Origin of the sequence: Burkholderia ambifaria AMMD, assembly GCF_000203915.1 — a bacterium.
GTDB classification, from domain to species: domain Bacteria; phylum Pseudomonadota; class Gammaproteobacteria; order Burkholderiales; family Burkholderiaceae; genus Burkholderia; species Burkholderia ambifaria.
Map to the genome: position 1 here is coordinate 3180906 of NC_008390.1, position 16948 is coordinate 3197853.

The 16948-nt window shown below is 68.7% G+C and carries 16 protein-coding genes; 3 read left to right on the forward strand and 13 right to left on the reverse strand.

Features of this window, described 5'->3' with window-relative positions:
- Positions 1-10 precede the first annotated feature (10 nt).
- The 6 genes from BAMB_RS14565 to imuA all read right to left on the reverse strand — a co-directional run bounded on the left by BAMB_RS14565 (position 11) and on the right by imuA (position 8644).
- A complete protein-coding gene (locus BAMB_RS14565; RefSeq protein WP_011657989.1) occupies positions 11-1018 on the reverse strand; it encodes an SIS domain-containing protein in 1008 nt (335 codons plus the stop codon).
- Positions 1011-2114 (reverse strand): N-acetylglucosamine-6-phosphate deacetylase, encoded by a 1104-nt coding sequence (gene nagA / locus BAMB_RS14570; RefSeq protein ID WP_006755180.1) that lies wholly within the window; start codon positions 2112-2114, stop codon positions 1011-1013. The genes BAMB_RS14565 and nagA overlap by 8 nt, the downstream gene beginning before the upstream one ends.
- 117 nt (positions 2115-2231) lie before the next feature.
- Positions 2232-2966: a GntR family transcriptional regulator gene (locus BAMB_RS14575; RefSeq protein ID WP_011657990.1), complete on the reverse strand. Its 735-nt coding sequence runs from the start codon at positions 2964-2966 to the stop codon at positions 2232-2234.
- Positions 2967-3294: 328 nt separating this feature from the next.
- The gene (locus BAMB_RS14580; protein ID WP_011657991.1) at positions 3295-6510 is read right to left on the reverse strand and encodes an error-prone DNA polymerase; all 3216 of its coding nucleotides are present in this window, start codon (positions 6508-6510) and stop codon (positions 3295-3297) included.
- Positions 6511-6516: 6 nt separating this feature from the next.
- Complete coding sequence (locus tag BAMB_RS14585; RefSeq protein WP_011657992.1) at positions 6517-8004, reverse strand: Y-family DNA polymerase; 1488 nt, start codon at positions 8002-8004, stop codon at positions 6517-6519.
- A complete protein-coding gene (gene imuA / locus BAMB_RS14590; RefSeq protein WP_011657993.1) occupies positions 7937-8644 on the reverse strand; it encodes a translesion DNA synthesis-associated protein ImuA in 708 nt (235 codons plus the stop codon). The genes BAMB_RS14585 and imuA overlap by 68 nt, the downstream gene beginning before the upstream one ends.
- Before the next feature lie 204 nt (positions 8645-8848).
- Between imuA and BAMB_RS14595 the strand changes: the two genes are divergently transcribed.
- A complete protein-coding gene (locus BAMB_RS14595) occupies positions 8849-9157 on the forward strand; it encodes a VF_A0006 family four-cysteine protein (protein WP_011657994.1) in 309 nt (102 codons plus the stop codon).
- Positions 9158-9274: 117 nt separating this feature from the next.
- Here the strand turns inward: BAMB_RS14595 and BAMB_RS14600 are convergent, their stop codons facing one another.
- Positions 9275-10090 (reverse strand): MetQ/NlpA family ABC transporter substrate-binding protein, encoded by an 816-nt coding sequence (locus BAMB_RS14600; protein WP_011657995.1) that lies wholly within the window; start codon positions 10088-10090, stop codon positions 9275-9277.
- Positions 10091-10266: 176 nt separating this feature from the next.
- A complete protein-coding gene (locus BAMB_RS14605) occupies positions 10267-11832 on the reverse strand; it encodes a methyl-accepting chemotaxis protein (protein ID WP_011657996.1) in 1566 nt (521 codons plus the stop codon).
- 204 nt (positions 11833-12036) lie between these two features.
- Between BAMB_RS14605 and BAMB_RS14610 the strand changes: the two genes are divergently transcribed.
- Entirely contained in the window at positions 12037-12327 is a 291-nt protein-coding gene (locus tag BAMB_RS14610) for a YciI family protein (RefSeq protein WP_011657997.1), read from the forward strand.
- A gap of 159 nt (positions 12328-12486) precedes the next feature.
- Here BAMB_RS14610 and BAMB_RS14615 read toward each other — a convergent pair whose 3' ends face one another.
- From BAMB_RS14615 to BAMB_RS14635, 5 genes are read right to left on the reverse strand one after another with little or no spacing between them, the layout of a single operon-like run.
- Entirely contained in the window at positions 12487-13104 is a 618-nt protein-coding gene (locus BAMB_RS14615) for an SCO family protein (RefSeq protein ID WP_011657998.1), read from the reverse strand.
- An 18-nt stretch (positions 13105-13122) separates the two neighbouring features.
- Positions 13123-14025, reverse strand: coding sequence for a heme o synthase (cyoE, locus tag BAMB_RS14620; RefSeq protein ID WP_006752051.1), 903 nt, complete (start codon positions 14023-14025; stop codon positions 13123-13125).
- Between the two features lie 8 nt (positions 14026-14033).
- Entirely contained in the window at positions 14034-15146 is a 1113-nt protein-coding gene (locus BAMB_RS14625) for a COX15/CtaA family protein (protein WP_011657999.1), read from the reverse strand.
- A 25-nt stretch (positions 15147-15171) separates the two neighbouring features.
- Positions 15172-15798, reverse strand: coding sequence for an SCO family protein (locus BAMB_RS14630; protein WP_011658000.1), 627 nt, complete (start codon positions 15796-15798; stop codon positions 15172-15174).
- 60 nt (positions 15799-15858) lie between these two features.
- Positions 15859-16569 carry an SURF1 family protein gene (locus BAMB_RS14635; RefSeq protein WP_041491402.1) on the reverse strand — a complete coding sequence of 237 codons (711 nt, stop codon included), beginning with the start codon at positions 16567-16569 and terminating at the stop codon, positions 15859-15861.
- 84 nt (positions 16570-16653) lie between these two features.
- Between BAMB_RS14635 and BAMB_RS14640 the strand changes: the two genes are divergently transcribed.
- The gene (locus tag BAMB_RS14640; protein WP_006752055.1) at positions 16654-16863 is read left to right on the forward strand and encodes a twin transmembrane helix small protein; all 210 of its coding nucleotides are present in this window, start codon (positions 16654-16656) and stop codon (positions 16861-16863) included.
- The last annotated feature ends 85 nt before the right edge of the window (positions 16864-16948 follow it).

The following is a 16948-nucleotide window of genomic DNA, read 5'->3' on the forward strand; positions in this document are numbered from 1 at the left end:
GTCTCGGCTATCAGTGCGTTTCGGTGACTTTGTTCAGGTGGCGCGGCGTATCGGGATTGCGGCCGCGCGCGACGGCGAGATCCGCCGCCATCACGTAGAACGAAAGAATGGCGGCGATCGGGTCGAGCGCCGAATGGGCGGACTGCGCAAGCGGCAAGGTCGCGCCGGGCGTGCCGGCAGGCGCCGCGAGCAGCACGGCGGCGCCGCGTGCGCGCATGTCCTGCGCGAGCTGCAGCAGCCCGGCCTGCTCGGGCCCCGGCGGCGCGAACACCAGCAGCGGATAGTCGCGGTCGATCAGCTCCATCGGGCCGTGACGGACTTCGGCGCTCGAGAACGCCTCGGCTTGGATGCCGGAGGTTTCCTTCAGTTTCAGCGCGGCTTCCTGCGCGATCGCAAGACCGAGGCCGCGGCCGATCACGATCATCCGTTCGATGCCCGCGAGCGCGGCGACGGCCGGCGACCAGTCGAGCTGGCCGGCTTGCGCGAGCACGTCGGGCAGGCCGCGCAACGCGGTCACCAGCGCGGCGTCGCGCTGCCAGTACGCGACGATCTGCGCGGACAGCGACAGCATCGCGATATAGCTCTTGGTCGCGGCGACCGACAGCTCGGGGCCGGCCAGCAGCGGCAACTGGTGCTCGCACGCGTCGGCGAGCGGCGACGGCAGCACGTTGACGGCGGCGACGGTGCGCGCGCCGGCTTCGCGCAACGCGGCCATCGTGTTGACGAGATCGGGGCTCTTGCCCGACTGGGAGAACGCGAGTGCGAGCTGGTCCTGCACCTTCAGCGGCGCCTGCTGCAGCGTCGCGACCGACATCGGCAGCGACGCGACGGGCACGCCGAGGCGGCTCATCGTCAGGCTCGCGAAATAGCTGGCGGCGTGATCCGAGCTGCCGCGCGCGACCGTCAGCGCGACGGCCGGCGGGTGATCGAGCAGCTGGCCGGCGAGCGCTTCGACGCGCGTGGTGTCGGCGAGTTGCGCGGCGACGACCTGGGCGGACTCGCGCGCTTCGTTAAGCATATTCGACAATCGATTCTCCTTCGACGTAGGTCGCGGTGAGGTTCAGGTCGCGATCGAACACGACGAGGTCGGCCCATGCGCCGCGCTGGAGGCGGCCGCGATCGGCGATGCCGAGGTAGTCGGCCGCATAGCGCGACATCCGGTTCGACACGTCGGCGATCGGCAAGCCGAGCGACACGAGGTTGCGCAGCGCCTGGTCCATCGTCAGCGTGCTGCCGGCGAGCGTGCCGTCGGCGAGGCGTACGCCGCCCAGGCACTTCGTCACGTGCTGGCTGCCGAGCCGGTATTCGCCGTCGGGCATGCCGGTGGCCGACGTGCTGTCGGTCACGACGTACAGGCGCGGGATCGCGCGCAGCGCCGCACGAATCGCGCCCGGGTGCACGTGCAGCAGGTCGGGGATGATTTCCGCGTACTCGGCATGCGCGAGCGCCGCGCCGACGAGGCCCGGATTGCGGTGATGCAGCGGCGACATCGCGTTGAACAGGTGCGTGAAGCCGCATGCGCCGTGCTTGAGCGCGGCGACGGCGTCGTCGTAGGTCGCGAGCGAATGGCCGAGCTGCACGCGCACGCCGCGCGCGGCCATCTCGCCGATGATCTCGATGTGGCCGGCGATTTCCGGCGCGAGCGTGACGACGCGGATCGGCGCGATCGACAGGTACTTCAGCACTTCGTCGAGCACGGCCGACACGGCCGCGTCCGGCTGCGCGCCGAGCTTGCCGGGGTTGATGTACGGCCCTTCGAGGTGCACGCCGAGCACGCGTGCGCCACCGGGCGTGCGGGTGCGCGCGACGCTGCCGAGATTGGCGACGACCTCCATGAGTTCGTCGCGCGGCGCGGTCATCGTCGTCGCGAGCAGGCTCGTCGTGCCGAACTGCGCATGCGTGCGGGCGATCGTCTCGATCGCGTCGCCGCCTTCCATCACGTCGGCGCCGCCGCCGCCGTGCACGTGCAGGTCGATGAAGCCCGGCAGGATGTACGGCGCGTCGTTCTTCGCGGGATCGGCGGGCGTGCCGTCGAGCGTGGTGATGCGGCCGTTCTCGCTGTCGAGCGAACCGTGAATCCAGCCGTCGGGGGTAAGGATGTTTCCAGTCAGCATGACGTTTCTCTTGATGATCTGGTGACGCGGACATCCGCGTCGCGATTTGCAAATCCGTTGCGCTTCGTTGCGCTTCGTCGTGTTCGGTCGAACACGGCGCGCGGGCAGTCTCGCGCGTCAGCGTTTCAGTTCCGCGACGAAGTCGTAATAGTCGTCGCGGCAATACGTTTCGGTCACTTCGATCGCGCGCTGATCGACGCCGTAGCCGATGCGCGTGATCACCAGCAGCGCCGAGCCCGGCTTCACCGCCATCCACTTCGCGATCTCGTGCGTCGCGTTCGCCGCGCGAAAGTGCTGCAGCGCGCGCACCACGGTCATCCCACGCGCGTCGAGATATTCGTACAGCGACGCGCCGAGCGCCTGCGGATCGGGCACGACCGCGGCCGGCAGCGTCGAATGCTCGACGGCCATCACGATGCCGTCCGCGCGGCGCAGCCGTTCGAGCCGCGCGACCGTCGCGCCGGGCGCGAGGCCGAGATGCGTGATCTCGTCGCGGCTCGCGGCGCGCAGCGTGCGCGACAGCCACACCGAATCGGGCACGAAGCCGCGCTGCTGCATCTTCGCGGTGAAGCCGACGAGGCGCGACAGCGGATCGGCGACACGCGGCGTGATGAAGCTGCCCGCGCCGCGCGCCCGCTTGATCAGCCCCTGCTCGACCAGCAGCGCGAGCGCACGGCGGGCCGTGATCCGCGACACGCCGACCGACCCCGACAGCAACCGCTCCGACGGCAGCGCCTCCCCGGCCCGCCACGCGCCGGCGTGAATCGCGCTCGCCAGGTTGCGGGCGAGCTGCAGATACAGCGGCGTGTCGTCGAGGGGATCGGGCGCCAGTTCGGACCAGCCGGTTTCCATGTGCCTCCGGGTGTCGGACGACGATCTCGGACCGTCGAAAGTGAACGCATTATATAACCACCATAATACCAGTCAACGAACTGGTATTAGCGTGGCGGAAATCGCCGGAAGCCTTGCCCGGCAAGCGTTTTAGTAACGGGAAAGCCTTTGTTTACAACGCGATGCGGGATAGGGATTTACCCGGATTGGTATGCAAGGGGACAGTTCCGGTGCGCGATTCGGCCGTTTTTTGGCGGCGAATAGGAGACCCGGATAGAACCAGTTGAGCCGACTGGTATGCATCGTGCGACACGCGCCGCGCGGGGCCGGCGGCACGTGCCCGGGGATCTCAATGGAATTCGCGGCTCGACGTGCGCAGGCCGCCGAGCAGCGGCGTCAGATCCTCGAAATGCTGCGCGACGAGGTGCCTCACGTCGCTGACGACCTGCCACACGCCCGACACCGCGAGCAGCCGCGAATCGAGTGTTTCGCGGCGCTGCCGCGCGAGCAGCTCGGGTCGCACGATCACGTTCACGCACCCCGTTTCGTCCTCGAGCGTCATGAACATCACGCCTTTCGCGGTGCCCGGCATCTGGCGGGCCGTCACGATGCCGCACGCGCGCGCGAGCCGGCCGTCGGAGCGATCGCGCAGCTCGGCCGCGGACGACAGCCGCTGCGCGCGCAACGCGGGCCGCAGCAGTGCGACGGGATGGCGGTTCAGCGTGAGGCCAGTGGTGTCGTAGTCGGCGAGGATGTCGTCGGCTTCCGACGGTGCGCCGAGCGCGGGTTTCTCGGGTTCGTCGATCGGCGCGGCCGCGAGGAGGTCGCGCTCGGGTGCCGCGGCGACGGCCTGCCACAACGCATCGCGACGATGGCCGGCGAGCGTCACGAGCGCGTTCGCGGCGGCAAGCGCCTCGAGATCGCGGCGTTCGAGTTGCGCGCGGCGGGCCAGCACGTCGACGTTGTCGAACGGGCCGGCCGCGCGCGCCGCTTCGATACGGCGCGCGGCGGCTTCGCCGAGGCCGCGCACGAGCGACAGGCCGAGCCGCACGGCGGGCTGGCCGTGCGGCGGCGGCTGATCGGGCAGCGCTTCGAGCGACGCCTCCCAGTTGCTGAGCGTGACGTCGATCGGCAGGACCTGCACGCCGTGACGCTTCGCGTCCTGCACGAGCTGCGACGGTGGATAGAACCCCATCGGCTGGCTGTTCAGCAGCGCGGCGAGGAAGATCGCCGGTTCGTGGCATTTGAGCCAGCTGCTGGCATAGGCGAGTTTCGCGAAGCTGGCTGCGTGGCTTTCGGGGAAACCGTATTCGCCGAAGCCTTTGATCTGCTCGAAGATCTGTTCGGCGAATTCGCGTGTGTAGCCGCGTTCGAGCATGCCGTTCACGATCTTGTCGTGATACGGGCCGAGATCGCCCCTGCGCTTCCAGGCCGCCATCGCACGACGTAACCGGTCGGCCTCGCCGGGCGTGAAACCGGCTGCGACGATCGCGATCTGCATCACCTGTTCCTGGAAGATCGGAACGCCGAGCGTGCGCTCGAGCACGACCCTGAGCGCATCGCTCGGATAGGTAATCTCCCCTTCCTCTTCGCCCGCCTGGATCCTGCGCCGCTTCAGGTACGGATGCACGGCACCGCCCTGGATCGGCCCCGGCCGCACGATCGACACCTCGACCACCAGATCGTAATAGTTGCGCGGCTTCAGGCGCGGCAGCATCGACATCTGCGCGCGCGATTCGATCTGGAACACGCCGACCGTATCGGCGCGACAGATCATGTCGTAGGTTGCTTCGTCATCCTGCGGAATGTGCTTCAGCGTGAACGGCTGGCCGTCCTCCTGCGGCCCGCGCCACGCGGTGCGCAAGTCGAAGGCGCGATGCAGCGCCGACAGCATGCCGAGCGCGAGCACGTCCACCTTCATCAGCCCGAGCGCCTCGAGATCGTCCTTGTCCCACTGGATCACGCGCCGCCCGTCCATCGCCGCGTTCTCGACCGGCACGAGCCGCGTGAGCTTGCCGCGGCTGATCACGAAGCCGCCCGAGTGCTGCGACAGGTGACGCGGAAAGTTCAGCAATCGGCCGGCCAGTTCGGCCCACGCGCGAATGATCGGCGTGGCGGGGTCGAGCCCGGTCGACGCGAATTGCTGCAGCAGGTCGCGACTGCCGTCGAACCAGCGATGCGCCTTCGCGACGCGATCGACCAGCATCGGATCGACACCGAGCGCCTTGCCGGTTTCGCGCAGCACGCCGCGCGGGCGATACGTCGAGACGGCCGCCGCGAGCGCGGCGCGATCGTGTCCGTATTTTTTGTAGATATGCTGGATCACCTCTTCCCGGCGCTGATGCTCGAAGTCGACGTCGATGTCGGGCGGCTCGCCGCGCTCCTCGCTGATGAAGCGCTCGAACAGCATCGTGCTCTGCTCGGGATTCACCTCGGTGATGCCGAGGCAATAACACACGACCGAGTTCGCCGCCGAGCCGCGGCCCTGGCACAGGATGTTCTGGCTGCGCGCGTATTTGACGATGTCGTAGACGGTCAGGAAGAACGGTTCGTAGCTCAGCCGCGCGATCAGGTCGAGTTCATAGCGGATCTGCCTCTCGACTTTCTCCGGAATGCCCTGCGGATAACGCGCGGCGGCCCCCGCGAAGGTCTCCTGTTCCAGATGGCGCGTCGGCGTGAGCCCTTTCGGCACGATCTCGTCGGGATACTCGTACTGAAGCGAGTCGAGCTTGAAGTCGCACGCATCGAGAATCGCGCAGGTCTCGTCGAGCTCCTCCGGCGAAAACAGCTTCGCGATGCGCCCACGCGCGCGCAGATGCTGTTCCGCATTCGGCGCGAGCGCATACCCGCACTCGGAAACCGGCATCCCGACGCGGATCGCCGTCATCACGTCCTGCAGCGGCTTGCAGGAGCGCCGATGCATCGTCACGTCGCCGAGCGCGACGATACGCACGCCGCGCCGCTCGCCGGCCGCGCGAATCTCCTCGCGCTGCGCGCCGTCGAGCGGGCGCTGCAGCTGCACGAGCCCGAGTCGCGCCCGCGCGCCGAACGTCGCGCGAAACCAGGCGACCTGCGCATCGAGTACGTCCGCACGCACCGGATACGTGGGGACGAGAATCGCGAAGCAGTCGGGCATGCCGCGCAAGTGGGCGAACTCCGCGGGCGGCGCCGACAGCATCCTCGACGTCAGCCGGTATGTGCCCTTCGGCGACGCCATGCGCCGCCACGAGATCAGCTCGGACAGGTTGCCGTAGCCCTCGCGGTTCTGCGCGAGCAGCACGAGCCCGAACGCGCCGGGGCCCGGATCGTGGCCGGGGGTGACTTCATCGGGCGTTACTTCGAAGAACGAACCGACGATCAGCGGCAGCCCTTGCGCCTTCGCCGCGACATGCATGCGCGGTGCGCCGGCGAGCGAGCATTCGTCAGTGATCGCGATCCCGCGATAGCCGAGCTCGGCGGCGCGCTCGACCAGTTCCTCCGCATGCGACGCGCCATGCAGGAACGAGAAGTTCGAACGACAGAACAATTCCGCGTAATCGGGCAGCCAACTGAATTCGGCAACCATCGCCGCTCACCCGAACAGGCCGTGCAGGAACCAGTGCGGATCCGCCTGGCTGCTCAACCGCTCCTGAAAGACCCAGTAGCACGCGCCGGCCTCGTCCTGCGCGACGTAGTAGTCGCGCGCCACGAGCTGACCGTCGAACCACCCGGCCTCGATCCGCTCGGGCGACGACATCATCCTGAGCGGCGTATGGAACACCGGCCGGTTCGCGCGCATCAGCAGCGGCTGCGGCTCGGCCAGCAGCCACGCGGGACGCGGCGGCGCAGCCGGCAGGCCGCCTGCCGGCTTGCCCGCCTGCGCATCGAGCGGCAGCCAGCGGTTCGCCGCTTCGGGCCGGTGATCGGCAACGGGGGCCGCGCGCAGCACGTTCTCCGCGCCGAGCCGCGCGACCAGCAGCTCGAACAGCCGCGCACGCGTTTCTTTCGTGCCGCCCGGCTCGGGAAAGAGATCGTCGGCCGGCGGCGCGACCGATTCGACACGCGTGGCCGTGAGCCGCACCGCGATCACCGCGGCCGGCAACTCGACGCGCGCGAGCCGCTCGCCGAGCAGCCGCATGAAGTGCGCTTCGTCGCGCACGGGCGCGGCGAACGCGAGTTCGAGCGGCGTCGGCGGCACGGCCTGGCGGCCGCGCTCGTGCTCGAGCTCGAAGGTCATCGCGGCCAGCGACAGCTGCCGCGCGGCCAGCCAGCCGCACAGCTGCACGACGAGCCGCCGCGCGACGAACAGCACGGCTTCCGCGTATTCGACGCGTTCCGCCAATTCGAGCCGCACGTCGAACACGGGCGGCACGGCCATCCACGCGAGCGGCTCGACCGCATCGCCGTACGCGCGATCGAGCGCGGCGAGCAGCGCGGGGCCGCAGCGGCGCTGCAGCCCCGCGCGCGGCAGGCGGCGCAGATCGGCGAGCGTGCGGCAGCCGAGGCCGTCGAACCAGCCCGCATACGGGCGCGCGTCGGGCAGCAGCACGCACGGCAAACGATCGAGCGCACGGATAAGCGAAGCCGGCCCGGCCACGCGGCGCCGGATACGCGCACGCGCCGACGTGCGCGCGAGCAGCCACGCGCCGCGCCCGGTCGGCGCGGCGGACAGGCGCGCCGCATAGCCGAGCGCCGCGAGCGTCGCGCGCACCTGGCGGCACAGCGACGGCAGGCCGCCGAACAGGCGCAGGCTCGGGCCGACGTCGACGAGCAGCGTCGCTTCGTCGTCGAGCGCGACGCACGGCGAGAAGCGCAGCAACGCGAGCGCGACCGCGCGCAGCGCATCGGCCTCGCGGGCGGGATCGCGTTCGACGAGCCGCGTGTCGGGCGCGAGCGTCAGCACGCCGCCGCGCTTCATGCCCGCGCGCACGCCCTGCCGGCGCGCGGCCGCATCGGCGATCAGCACGACACCCTGCTCGAGCACCGCGCAGCCGGCCGCACCGGCCTCTGCGTCAGACGGCGGCGGGGCGCACACGTCGAGCGGCAGGCGCGGCAGATGGATGCCGAGCAAGACGCGCATAGCGGCTCTCCACGATGGGCGATGGCAAATCGAGCGTGAGCGGCTCGCTGCGCGCGGGCCCCCGACGCTTGACGATGTCGAGCGACACACCGCCCGGCATCGGATGCAGCGCGACGCGCAGCACGGCCGGCGACGGCTGCCGCGCGCCCGCCAGCGGGCGCAGCATCACGAACAGCGTGTCGCCGGTGCGCGCGGCCGCGAGATGTAGACGCCGCAGCGCGTCGGGCCGTGCGTCCTGCCACAGCAGCAGCGCACCGCAGCAGCCCGTCTTGAGCGCCTGCTCGGCGGCCCACAACGCATCGGTGCGGCTGCCGGCGCGCAGCCACAGCAGCGCGTCGGACGGCACGCCGAGACCGGCCAGCGCGCTCGCATGCGGCGAGTGCGGCGGCGCGACGAGCGCGAGCGGACGCCGTGCGCTGACGGTACGCGCGAGCGCCGGCGCGAGCAGCCGCATCTCGCCGCAGCCCGGCTGCGCGGCCAGCAGTTCGACGAGGCCGCCGACCGGCCAGCCGCCGCCCGGCAGTTCGGCGGACAGCGGCGCGAAGCCCGTGTCGATCGTGCGCGGACCGCCGCGCGCCAGCTGCGAGCCGCGCCAGAGCGACGGATGCAGGGATTCGGGAGAAATGGAGGATGCGAGCATGACGCCACCCACAACTGTATGGATATACAGTATATGGCAATGCGCTCGCGTCGCACAGTACTGGTACGAAACCGGTACTTTCGTCGGAGGAAAAACAGGGGAAGCCGACGGCGGTCCGCGCACGGTATCGGCGCAACGCGTCAGCCGCGCTTGCGGCTTTACGCTATGCTGTCCGCCGACCCCATCCCCACCTTCGGAGGGCACATGAAACGGGCGATCCGTGCGCTCGCGTGTGCGGCCATTGCACTGGTGCTGCCGGGCGCGGCATTCGCGCTGGGCGACGACTACGCGCAGTACGACGACTGCATGCTCAACGCGCTGCGCGAAAGCCGTAACGGCGCGGCGGCCCAGCTGATCCAGCGCTCGTGCGATGCGCTGTACCGCAACAACGCGATGCTGCTGCCACGCGAGCGGCGCTTTCACGAGTGCGTCGTGCAGTCGCTGCCGGGCGTACGCGACAACTACGCGATCCAGCAGATCATGTCGATCTGCTCGCGGCGCGGCGAGATGTGAGCACGCGCCGACCGCCTGGCGCCGGGTGGCCGTCCAGCGGCCACGCCAATGAAAAAGGGCCTGTGCGAGACAGGCCCTTTCGTTTCAGGTTTCAGCGGTCCGACCGCGGTGCGGCGTTCAGAACGACGCGACCATCGAGCCCTTGAACTGCTTCTTGATGAATTCCCGCACTTCCGGCGACTGGTACGCCTTGACCAGCTTCTTCACCCACGGCTGGTCCTTGTCCTTCGCGCGCACGGCGATCACGTTCGCGTACGGGCTCGTCAGCGATTCGAGCGCGATCGCGTCCTTGGTCGGCTGCAGGTTGGCGGCGAGCGCGTAGTTCGTGTTGATCACGGCCGCGTCGACGTCCGACAGCACCCGCGGCAGTTGCGCGGCGTCGAGCTCGGAGATCTTCAGCTTCTTCGGGTTCTCGGCGATGTCGAGCACCGTCGCGTTGTTGCCGCCCGTGCCGGCGCCCGCCTTCAGCTTGATCACGCCTTGCGTCTGCAGCAGCAGCAGCGCGCGGTTCTCGTTCGACGGATCGTTCGGCACCGCGAGCTTCGCGCCTTGCGGCAGGTCCTTCAGCGACTTGAACTTCTTCGAGTACACGCCGATCGGCGAGATGTAGGTCAGGCCCGCGGTGACGAGCTTGTAGCCGCGCTGCTTCACCTGGCTGTCGAGGTAGGGCTGGTGCTGGAAGCTGTTCGCGTCGAGGTCGCCCGAATCGAGCGCCGCGTTCGGCTGCACGTAGTCGTTGAACTCGACGACCTTCACGTTCAGGCCTTGCTTCTCCTTCGCGACCTTCTGCACGACCTGCCACACTTCCGAATCCGGACCGGCGACCGTGCCGACCTTGATCACCTTGTCTTCGGCGTGCGCACCCGCCGACAGCGTCAGCGCGGCACCGGTGGCCAGCACGGAAAATACCTTCAGGAGACTGCGACGCTTCATCTGTTTCTCGCTTTCTTGCTAACTGAAAATGGGGGCGCGATACGGGTATGCCCGGACTCGCAGGAAGGGGCAAATGGTGTCACAGGATCGGCCGGAAGTGAAATACATCCCGCTCATATGGGTATGCACCGCGGCCGTGCCGGCAGCGTGCGGGCGACTCGGCCGTTAGTTGCACTTCAGCGAAGGCCGCCGGCATCGCCGACCCGGAACGCGCCGATCGCGCCGCGCAGCCGCCCGGCCTGCTCCTGAAGCGACGCCGCGGCCGCGGCGGCCTCTTCGACCAGCGCCGCGTTCTGCTGCGTGACCTGGTCCATCTGCGTGACCGCGCGCCCGACCTGCGTGATGCCGCTCGCCTGCTCTTCGGACGCGGCCGCGATCTCGCCCATGATGTCGGTCACGCGCGCGACCGCCTGCAGGATCTCGCCCATCGTCGTGCCGGCCTGGCCGACCAGCGTCGAGCCGTTGCGCACGCGCTCGACCGAAGCGACGATCAGCTCGCGAATCTCCTTCGCGGCCGTCGCGCTGCGCTGCGCGAGCGAACGTACCTCGCCCGCGACCACCGCGAAGCCGCGCCCCTGCTCGCCGGCGCGCGCGGCCTCGACCGCCGCGTTCAGCGCGAGGATGTTGGTCTGGAATGCGATGCCCTCGATCACGCCGATGATGTCGGCGATCTTGCGCGAGCTGTCGTCGATCTCGCCCATCGTGCCGATCACGCGGTTCACGACGTCGTTGCCCGCCCGCGCGATCTCCGATGCGTTGTTCGCGAGCCCGCTCGCCTGCCGCGCGTTGTCGGCGTTCTGCTTCACCGTCGCGGTCAGTTGCTCCATGCTCGCGGCCGTTTCTTCCAGCGAGGCGGCCTGCTCCTCGGTGCGCTGCGACAGGTCGTCGTTGCCGGACGCGATCTCGCGGCTCGCCGACGCGATCGACTCGGCCGCCTGGCGGATCCCGCCGATCGTCGCCTGAAGGCGCGCCTGCATGTCGTGCATCGCCGCCATCATGCTCGTGCTGTCGCCCGCGCGCACCGGCACCGGCCGCGTCAGGTCGCCCTGCGCGATGCGACTCGCCAGCGCGGCCGCTTCATCGGGCTCGCCGCCGAGGCGGCCCCGCACGTTGCGGATGATCACGAGCATCGCCGCGCTGATCACGAAGCCGATCACCAGCACGACCGCGAGGTGACCGAACAGCGTCCGGTAGTAGACGGTATCGATGTCCTTCAGGAATACGCCGCTGGAGATGTTCCAGTCCCACGGCGCGAAGCGCGTGACGTAGCTGATCTTCGGCACCGCGGTCTCGCTGTGCGGCAGCCGCCCGCGATATTCGGCGAAGCCGCTGCCGGTCGCCTTCGCGGCGTTCAGGATCGTGACGAACAGCGGCTTGCCGTCCGGATCGAGATAGTCGCCGACCTGCGTGCCGACCAGCTTCGGCAGCGTCGGATGCATCAGCACGACGGGTTTCGAATCCATCACGAACACGTAGCCCGACTCGCCGTAGCGCATCGCCGCCAGGCTCGCGAGCGCGTCGCGCTTCGCGTCGGCCTCGGGCAGCGTGCCGCTCTGCGCGAGCGCGTGATAGGCGTTGACGATGCCGGCCGCCGATTCGACCAGGTTGGCGATGCCGGCCTTGCGTTCGGCGAGCATCGTCGCGCGCGTCTCGTACGCGCTCCATGCGCCGACGCCGAGTAGCCCGATCCATACCAGCGCAAGCGCGAGCCACAGCTTGCGGTTCAAACTCATTCTGCTCATCTGCTGCCTCGTCGTCGAAGTCGATACCGTGCGCGCGAACGGCCGGTCGCGCGCAAACGGTTGCCCCCGTATTTACGGCAGCGAGACTTACAACTTGAATACACGCGGCCGACGCACGACGGCCGGCACGACATGGAGCAGCCGCTGTGCTAAAAAGACCGGCTGGCCGGCGCGACACGCACCGGCGACATTCCGGGGCCATCCATGTACGTCATCGACATCCATTACCACGCGTCGCTCGAACACATCGACGATGCGCTCGAACGCCACCGTGCGTATCTGCAGCCGCTGTTCGAGCGCGGCATCTTCATCGCGGCGGGGCCGAAGGTGCCGCGCAAAGGCGGCGTGATCCTCGCGGCCCGCATCGATCGCGACGAACTGGACGCGATCCTCGACACCGATCCGTTCGTGACCGAAGGGCTCGCGACGTATCGGGTGACCGAATTCAAGATCACGCGTGCCGCGCAGGGTTTCAACGTGCCGGCGCTGCCGTAACGCGCGCGAGCGCCGCTGCACGTGCGCAAGCACGCCGCCGCGGCAGTGCGACGCGGCGAATGCAGATCGAGGGAAAGAAGGAAGCATGCGTGACGGCGCGTCGCGGCCGTCACGCGTGTCGCCGGGCGGGCGCCCGGGCGATCATGCGGCGCGCGCCGCTCAGTCGACCAGCAGTTTCAGGTCGTGGACCCACGGGCCCGGGCCCTGGCCGTCGCGCACGAACAGGCGCAGCTTGCCGTCGCGATCGAACACGTAGCTCGCGGCGGTGTGATCCATCGTGTAGCTGCCGGGCGTCTTGCCGGCCACCTTCGCGTAGTACACGCGGAAATCCTTCGTGACCTTCTTGAGCTGCGCTTCGTCGGCCGGCCGCAGGCCAATGAACGACGGATCGAACGCGGGCACGTACTGGCCGAGCAGCGCGGGCGTGTCGCGCTCCGGATCGACGGTGACGAACAACACCTGCACGCGCTTCGCCGCGTCGGGCCCGAGCTGCTTCAGCGCCTCGGACAGTTCGGCCATCGTGGTCGGACACACGTCCGGACAGTGCGTATAACCGAAGAACATCACGACGGCACGGCCCTTGAAGTCGGCGAGCGTGCGCACCTTGCCGGTCGTGTCGGGCAGCGAGAAATCGCTGCCGAACTGCGTGTTGCCGGTGATGTCGAGATTCTGGAATTTCGGCGCGTTGTCGCAGCCCGCGAGCAGCGTGGCTGCCGCGAATGCGCAGGTGAGCATCCAGCCTTGGCGCGCGCGGCGCCCGAACCGTGAATGGAGCATTGCGTTCAAACCGTGCGGTTACACGCCGAGCAGCGGGCGCGCATAGTGATCGACGAGCAGCGCGGCGAACAGCAGCGACAGGTAGACGATCGAGTAGCGGAAAGCCTTGCGGGCGAGTTCGTCCGAATAATCGCGGTAGATCTTCCACGCATACGCGAGGAACACCGCGCCGAGCAGCACCGCGCTCGCCAGGTAGACGACGCCGCTCATCCCGGAGATGAACGGCATCAGCGTGACCGCGAACAGGATCACCGTATACAGCAGGATGTGCAGCCGCGTGAATTTCTCGCCGTGCGTGACCGGCAGCATCGGCAGGCCCGCGTTTTCGTAATCCTTGCGGCGATAGAGCGCGAGCACCCAGAAATGCGGCGGCGTCCACACGAAGATGATCAGCACGAGGATCCATGCATCGCCGGGCACCGCGCCGGTGACCGCGGCCCAGCCGAGCGCCGGCGGCATCGCGCCCGACGCACCGCCGATCACGATGTTCTGCGGCGTCATCGGCTTGAGCAGCAGCGTATAGACCACCGCGTAGCCGACGAACGTCGCGATCGTCAGCCACATCGTCAGCGGGTTCGTGAACGTATACAGCGTCCACGCGCCGACGCTGCCGAGCACGGCCGAGAACAGCAGGATCTGCGGGGTCGTGATCTCGCCGCGCGCGGACGGACGCCACGCGGTGCGGCGCATCATCGCGTCGATCTTCTGCTCGACGAGACAGTTGATCGCGAACGCGGCGCCGGCCAGCAGCCAGATGCCGATGGTGCCGCCGATCAGCACATGCCACGGCACCATGCCCGGCGTCGCGAGGAACATGCCGATCACCGCGCAGAACACCGCGAGCTGCGTGACACGCGGCTTCGTCAGCGCCATGTACTGCGAAAACCGGCTACCGGGCGATTGGGAGAGGGTGCTTTGCATGGGGACGGTCACGCCGGGGCGGCGTCGCGCGCGGGCTGCACGACACGGCCGGGGCGGCTTGAAAGGATGCGAAAGTTTAACATGACGACGAGCAGCAGCAGGATCGCGGCGCCGCCGTTGTGCGCGACGGCGACCGGCAGCGGCCACTGCAGCACGATGTTGGTCAGGCCCGTCAGGAACTGCAGCACGACGACCAGCAGCACGCCGTTCGCGGGCCGCCGCAGCGACTCGAAGCGGCGCATCTTCAGCGCGAACGCGACCAGATACGCGACGACGACGAACGCGAACGTGCGATGGGTCCAGTGGATCGCGACCAGCGCGTCCTGCGTGATCGCCTCGCCGTCCTTCGTCATCCCGAGCGCGCGCCACAGATGGAAGCCCTGGCCGAAGTTCATCGACGGCAGCCACTGGCCGTTGCAGGTCGGGAAATCGGTACACGCGAGCACCGCGTAGTTGGTGCTCACCCAGCCGCCGAGCGCGATCTGCACGACCAGCAGCACCAGCGCGGCGAGCGCGGCCGCGCGGTAGCGGCCGGCCTCCGGATCATGCGACGGCAGCGGCGTCTGCCGCGCGGCGAGCCAGCCGAGCGTGCCGAGCAGCGCGAGACCGAGCAGCAGATGGGTCGTGACGATCACCGGCTGCAGCTTCATCGTGACCGTCCACGCGCCGAACACGCCCTGCACGACGATCAGCAGCAGCAGGCTCGTCGGCCACCACGGCGACACGTGCAGCGGGCGGCGGCGCAGCCGCGCCGACCATGCGATCACGACCTGCGCGATGATCAGCACGCCGATCGCCATCGCGAAATAGCGGTGGATCATCTCGATCCACGCCTTCGTCATGCTGACGGGGCCGGTCGGCATCGCCTGGTGCGCGGCCGTGATCGCGGCGTGCGCGATGAACGGCGACGACGTGCCGTAGCAGCCGGGCCAGTCCGGGCAGCCGAGCCCCGAATCGGTCAGCCGCGTGAAGCCGCCGAACATCACCAGGTCGAGCGTCAGGAACGTGGTGATCCACACCAGCTTGCGGAACTTGTCGTCGTCGGCCTTCACCCACACGTACGACAGCGGCAGCAGCGCGATGCACAGGCCGATCAGGCCGAGTTGCAGTAGATACGACATCGAATGGTTGCCTCGTTGTCTCGCCTTAGCCGATGCTCGACCACTTCAGCAGTTTCGTGACGTCCGCCTTGATCTTGCTGGGGTTCGGGTTCTTCGGGAAACGCATCATCAGGTTGCCGTTCGGATCGACCATGTAGAGGTGGTCGCTGTCCTTCGTGCCGGCATCGGCCGGCAGCCATGCGGCGACCGCGGCCGGATCGGCGACCAGCCGGCGCGTGTCCGGATAGGCTTCCAGCACCTTCGGCGGCACCGCGCCCGCATCGCTGCGCAGCCACACCATCGTGAGCCGGTGTCGCTCGCCCGCCTGCGTGACGCGGATCTGGCGCATGAAATAGAGCTTCTGCGCGCATGCGTCGTCGCACGCACTGCGGTCGGTCATCACGAACAGCCACACGCCGCGCAGCGACGACAGCGGCACCGTCTTGCCGGTTTCGTCGGTGACCTGCAGGTCGGCCGGGATCGGCCGCTGCGGCTCGATCAGCGTGCCGTAGTTGGTCGAGCCGCCCTTCGGCTTGATCACGTAATAGGTGAAATACGACGCGAGTATCGGCGCCGCGCACACGAGCCCGAGCAGCACGAGCATCCAGCGGCCGCGCTTGCGGGCCGCCGGCGAAACCGGCGTCGCGGCCGGACCCTGACGGGAAGATTGCATGGACAAATCAGACCTCTCGAAACGAACCCGCGGCGCCGCCGCCGCGTCCGGGCATGGCGCTCACGCGCCGGCCGACTTCTTCGCCGCACGCCGCGCGGCGTACAGGCCGAAGCCGAGCGCGGCGGCCGCCATGGCCCACCACTGAAACATGTAACCGTAATTGCGCTCGACGCCGGTCGTCGCCGCCGGCCAGTCGCGCACGAGCTTGTCGCCGTCGTCGCTCGTCTGCTGGATCACGAACGGCTGCAGCGGCAGCCCCGTTTCCTTCGCATACGCGGCGACGTCCAGGTTCTGCCGGATTTTCTGGTGCGCGGCCGAGCCGCCTTCGCCGAGCTCGAACGCACGCGACGCGTCGGCGCGCGCAATGCCTTCGATCTCGATCTCGCCGTCGGGCGTCGCGAACGGCTCGATCGCCGTGCGATCGGCGATGTTGCGCGGCAGCCAGCCGCGGTTCACCAGCACGACGCCGCCGCCCGAGAGTTTAAACGGCATCACGACGTAAAAACCCGGCTGGTCGTTATACGGCCGATTGTCGAGGAACACCGCCTGCTCCGGCATGAAGCGGCCCCGCGCCCGCACGCGGTGGAACTCGATCGACGCGAGCGGAATCGGCTGAGCACCGACGTCGACGGGCGCCGCGTGCTCGTAGCGCACCACGCTCGCCTGCAGAGCTTCCTTCTGGTGCGCGCGGTCGCGCTGCCAGAACCCGAGGCGGATCGTGACCGCGACGACGACGAGAATCAGCAGCGCAGGCAGCCAGCGGATCTTCATCGGGCCGCCCGCCGGGCGCATTCGCGAAAGCGAAGTGCGATAATTATCCTCTTCCTTTCGAATTGCCGTCGTCCGGTTCGTGTCATGCACATCCTCGTTCCCATCGCCTTCGTCCTCATCATCGCCAGCATGGGCTCGGCGCTCTACTTCATGATGCACGACCGCGGCCATACGAAGCGCATGGTCTGGTCGCTGGCCACCCGCGTCGGGCTGTCGGTGTCGCTGTTCCTGTTCATCCTGTTCGCGAACTGGATGGGCTGGATCCATTCGACCGGCCTGCCGATCGGGCGTTGATGCATTCGCCACGCCGGCTGCCGTGACATTTCGCCGCATGGCGGCGCCACCAAGCAAAAGCGCCGCCTGACTGAGTCGCGGCGGC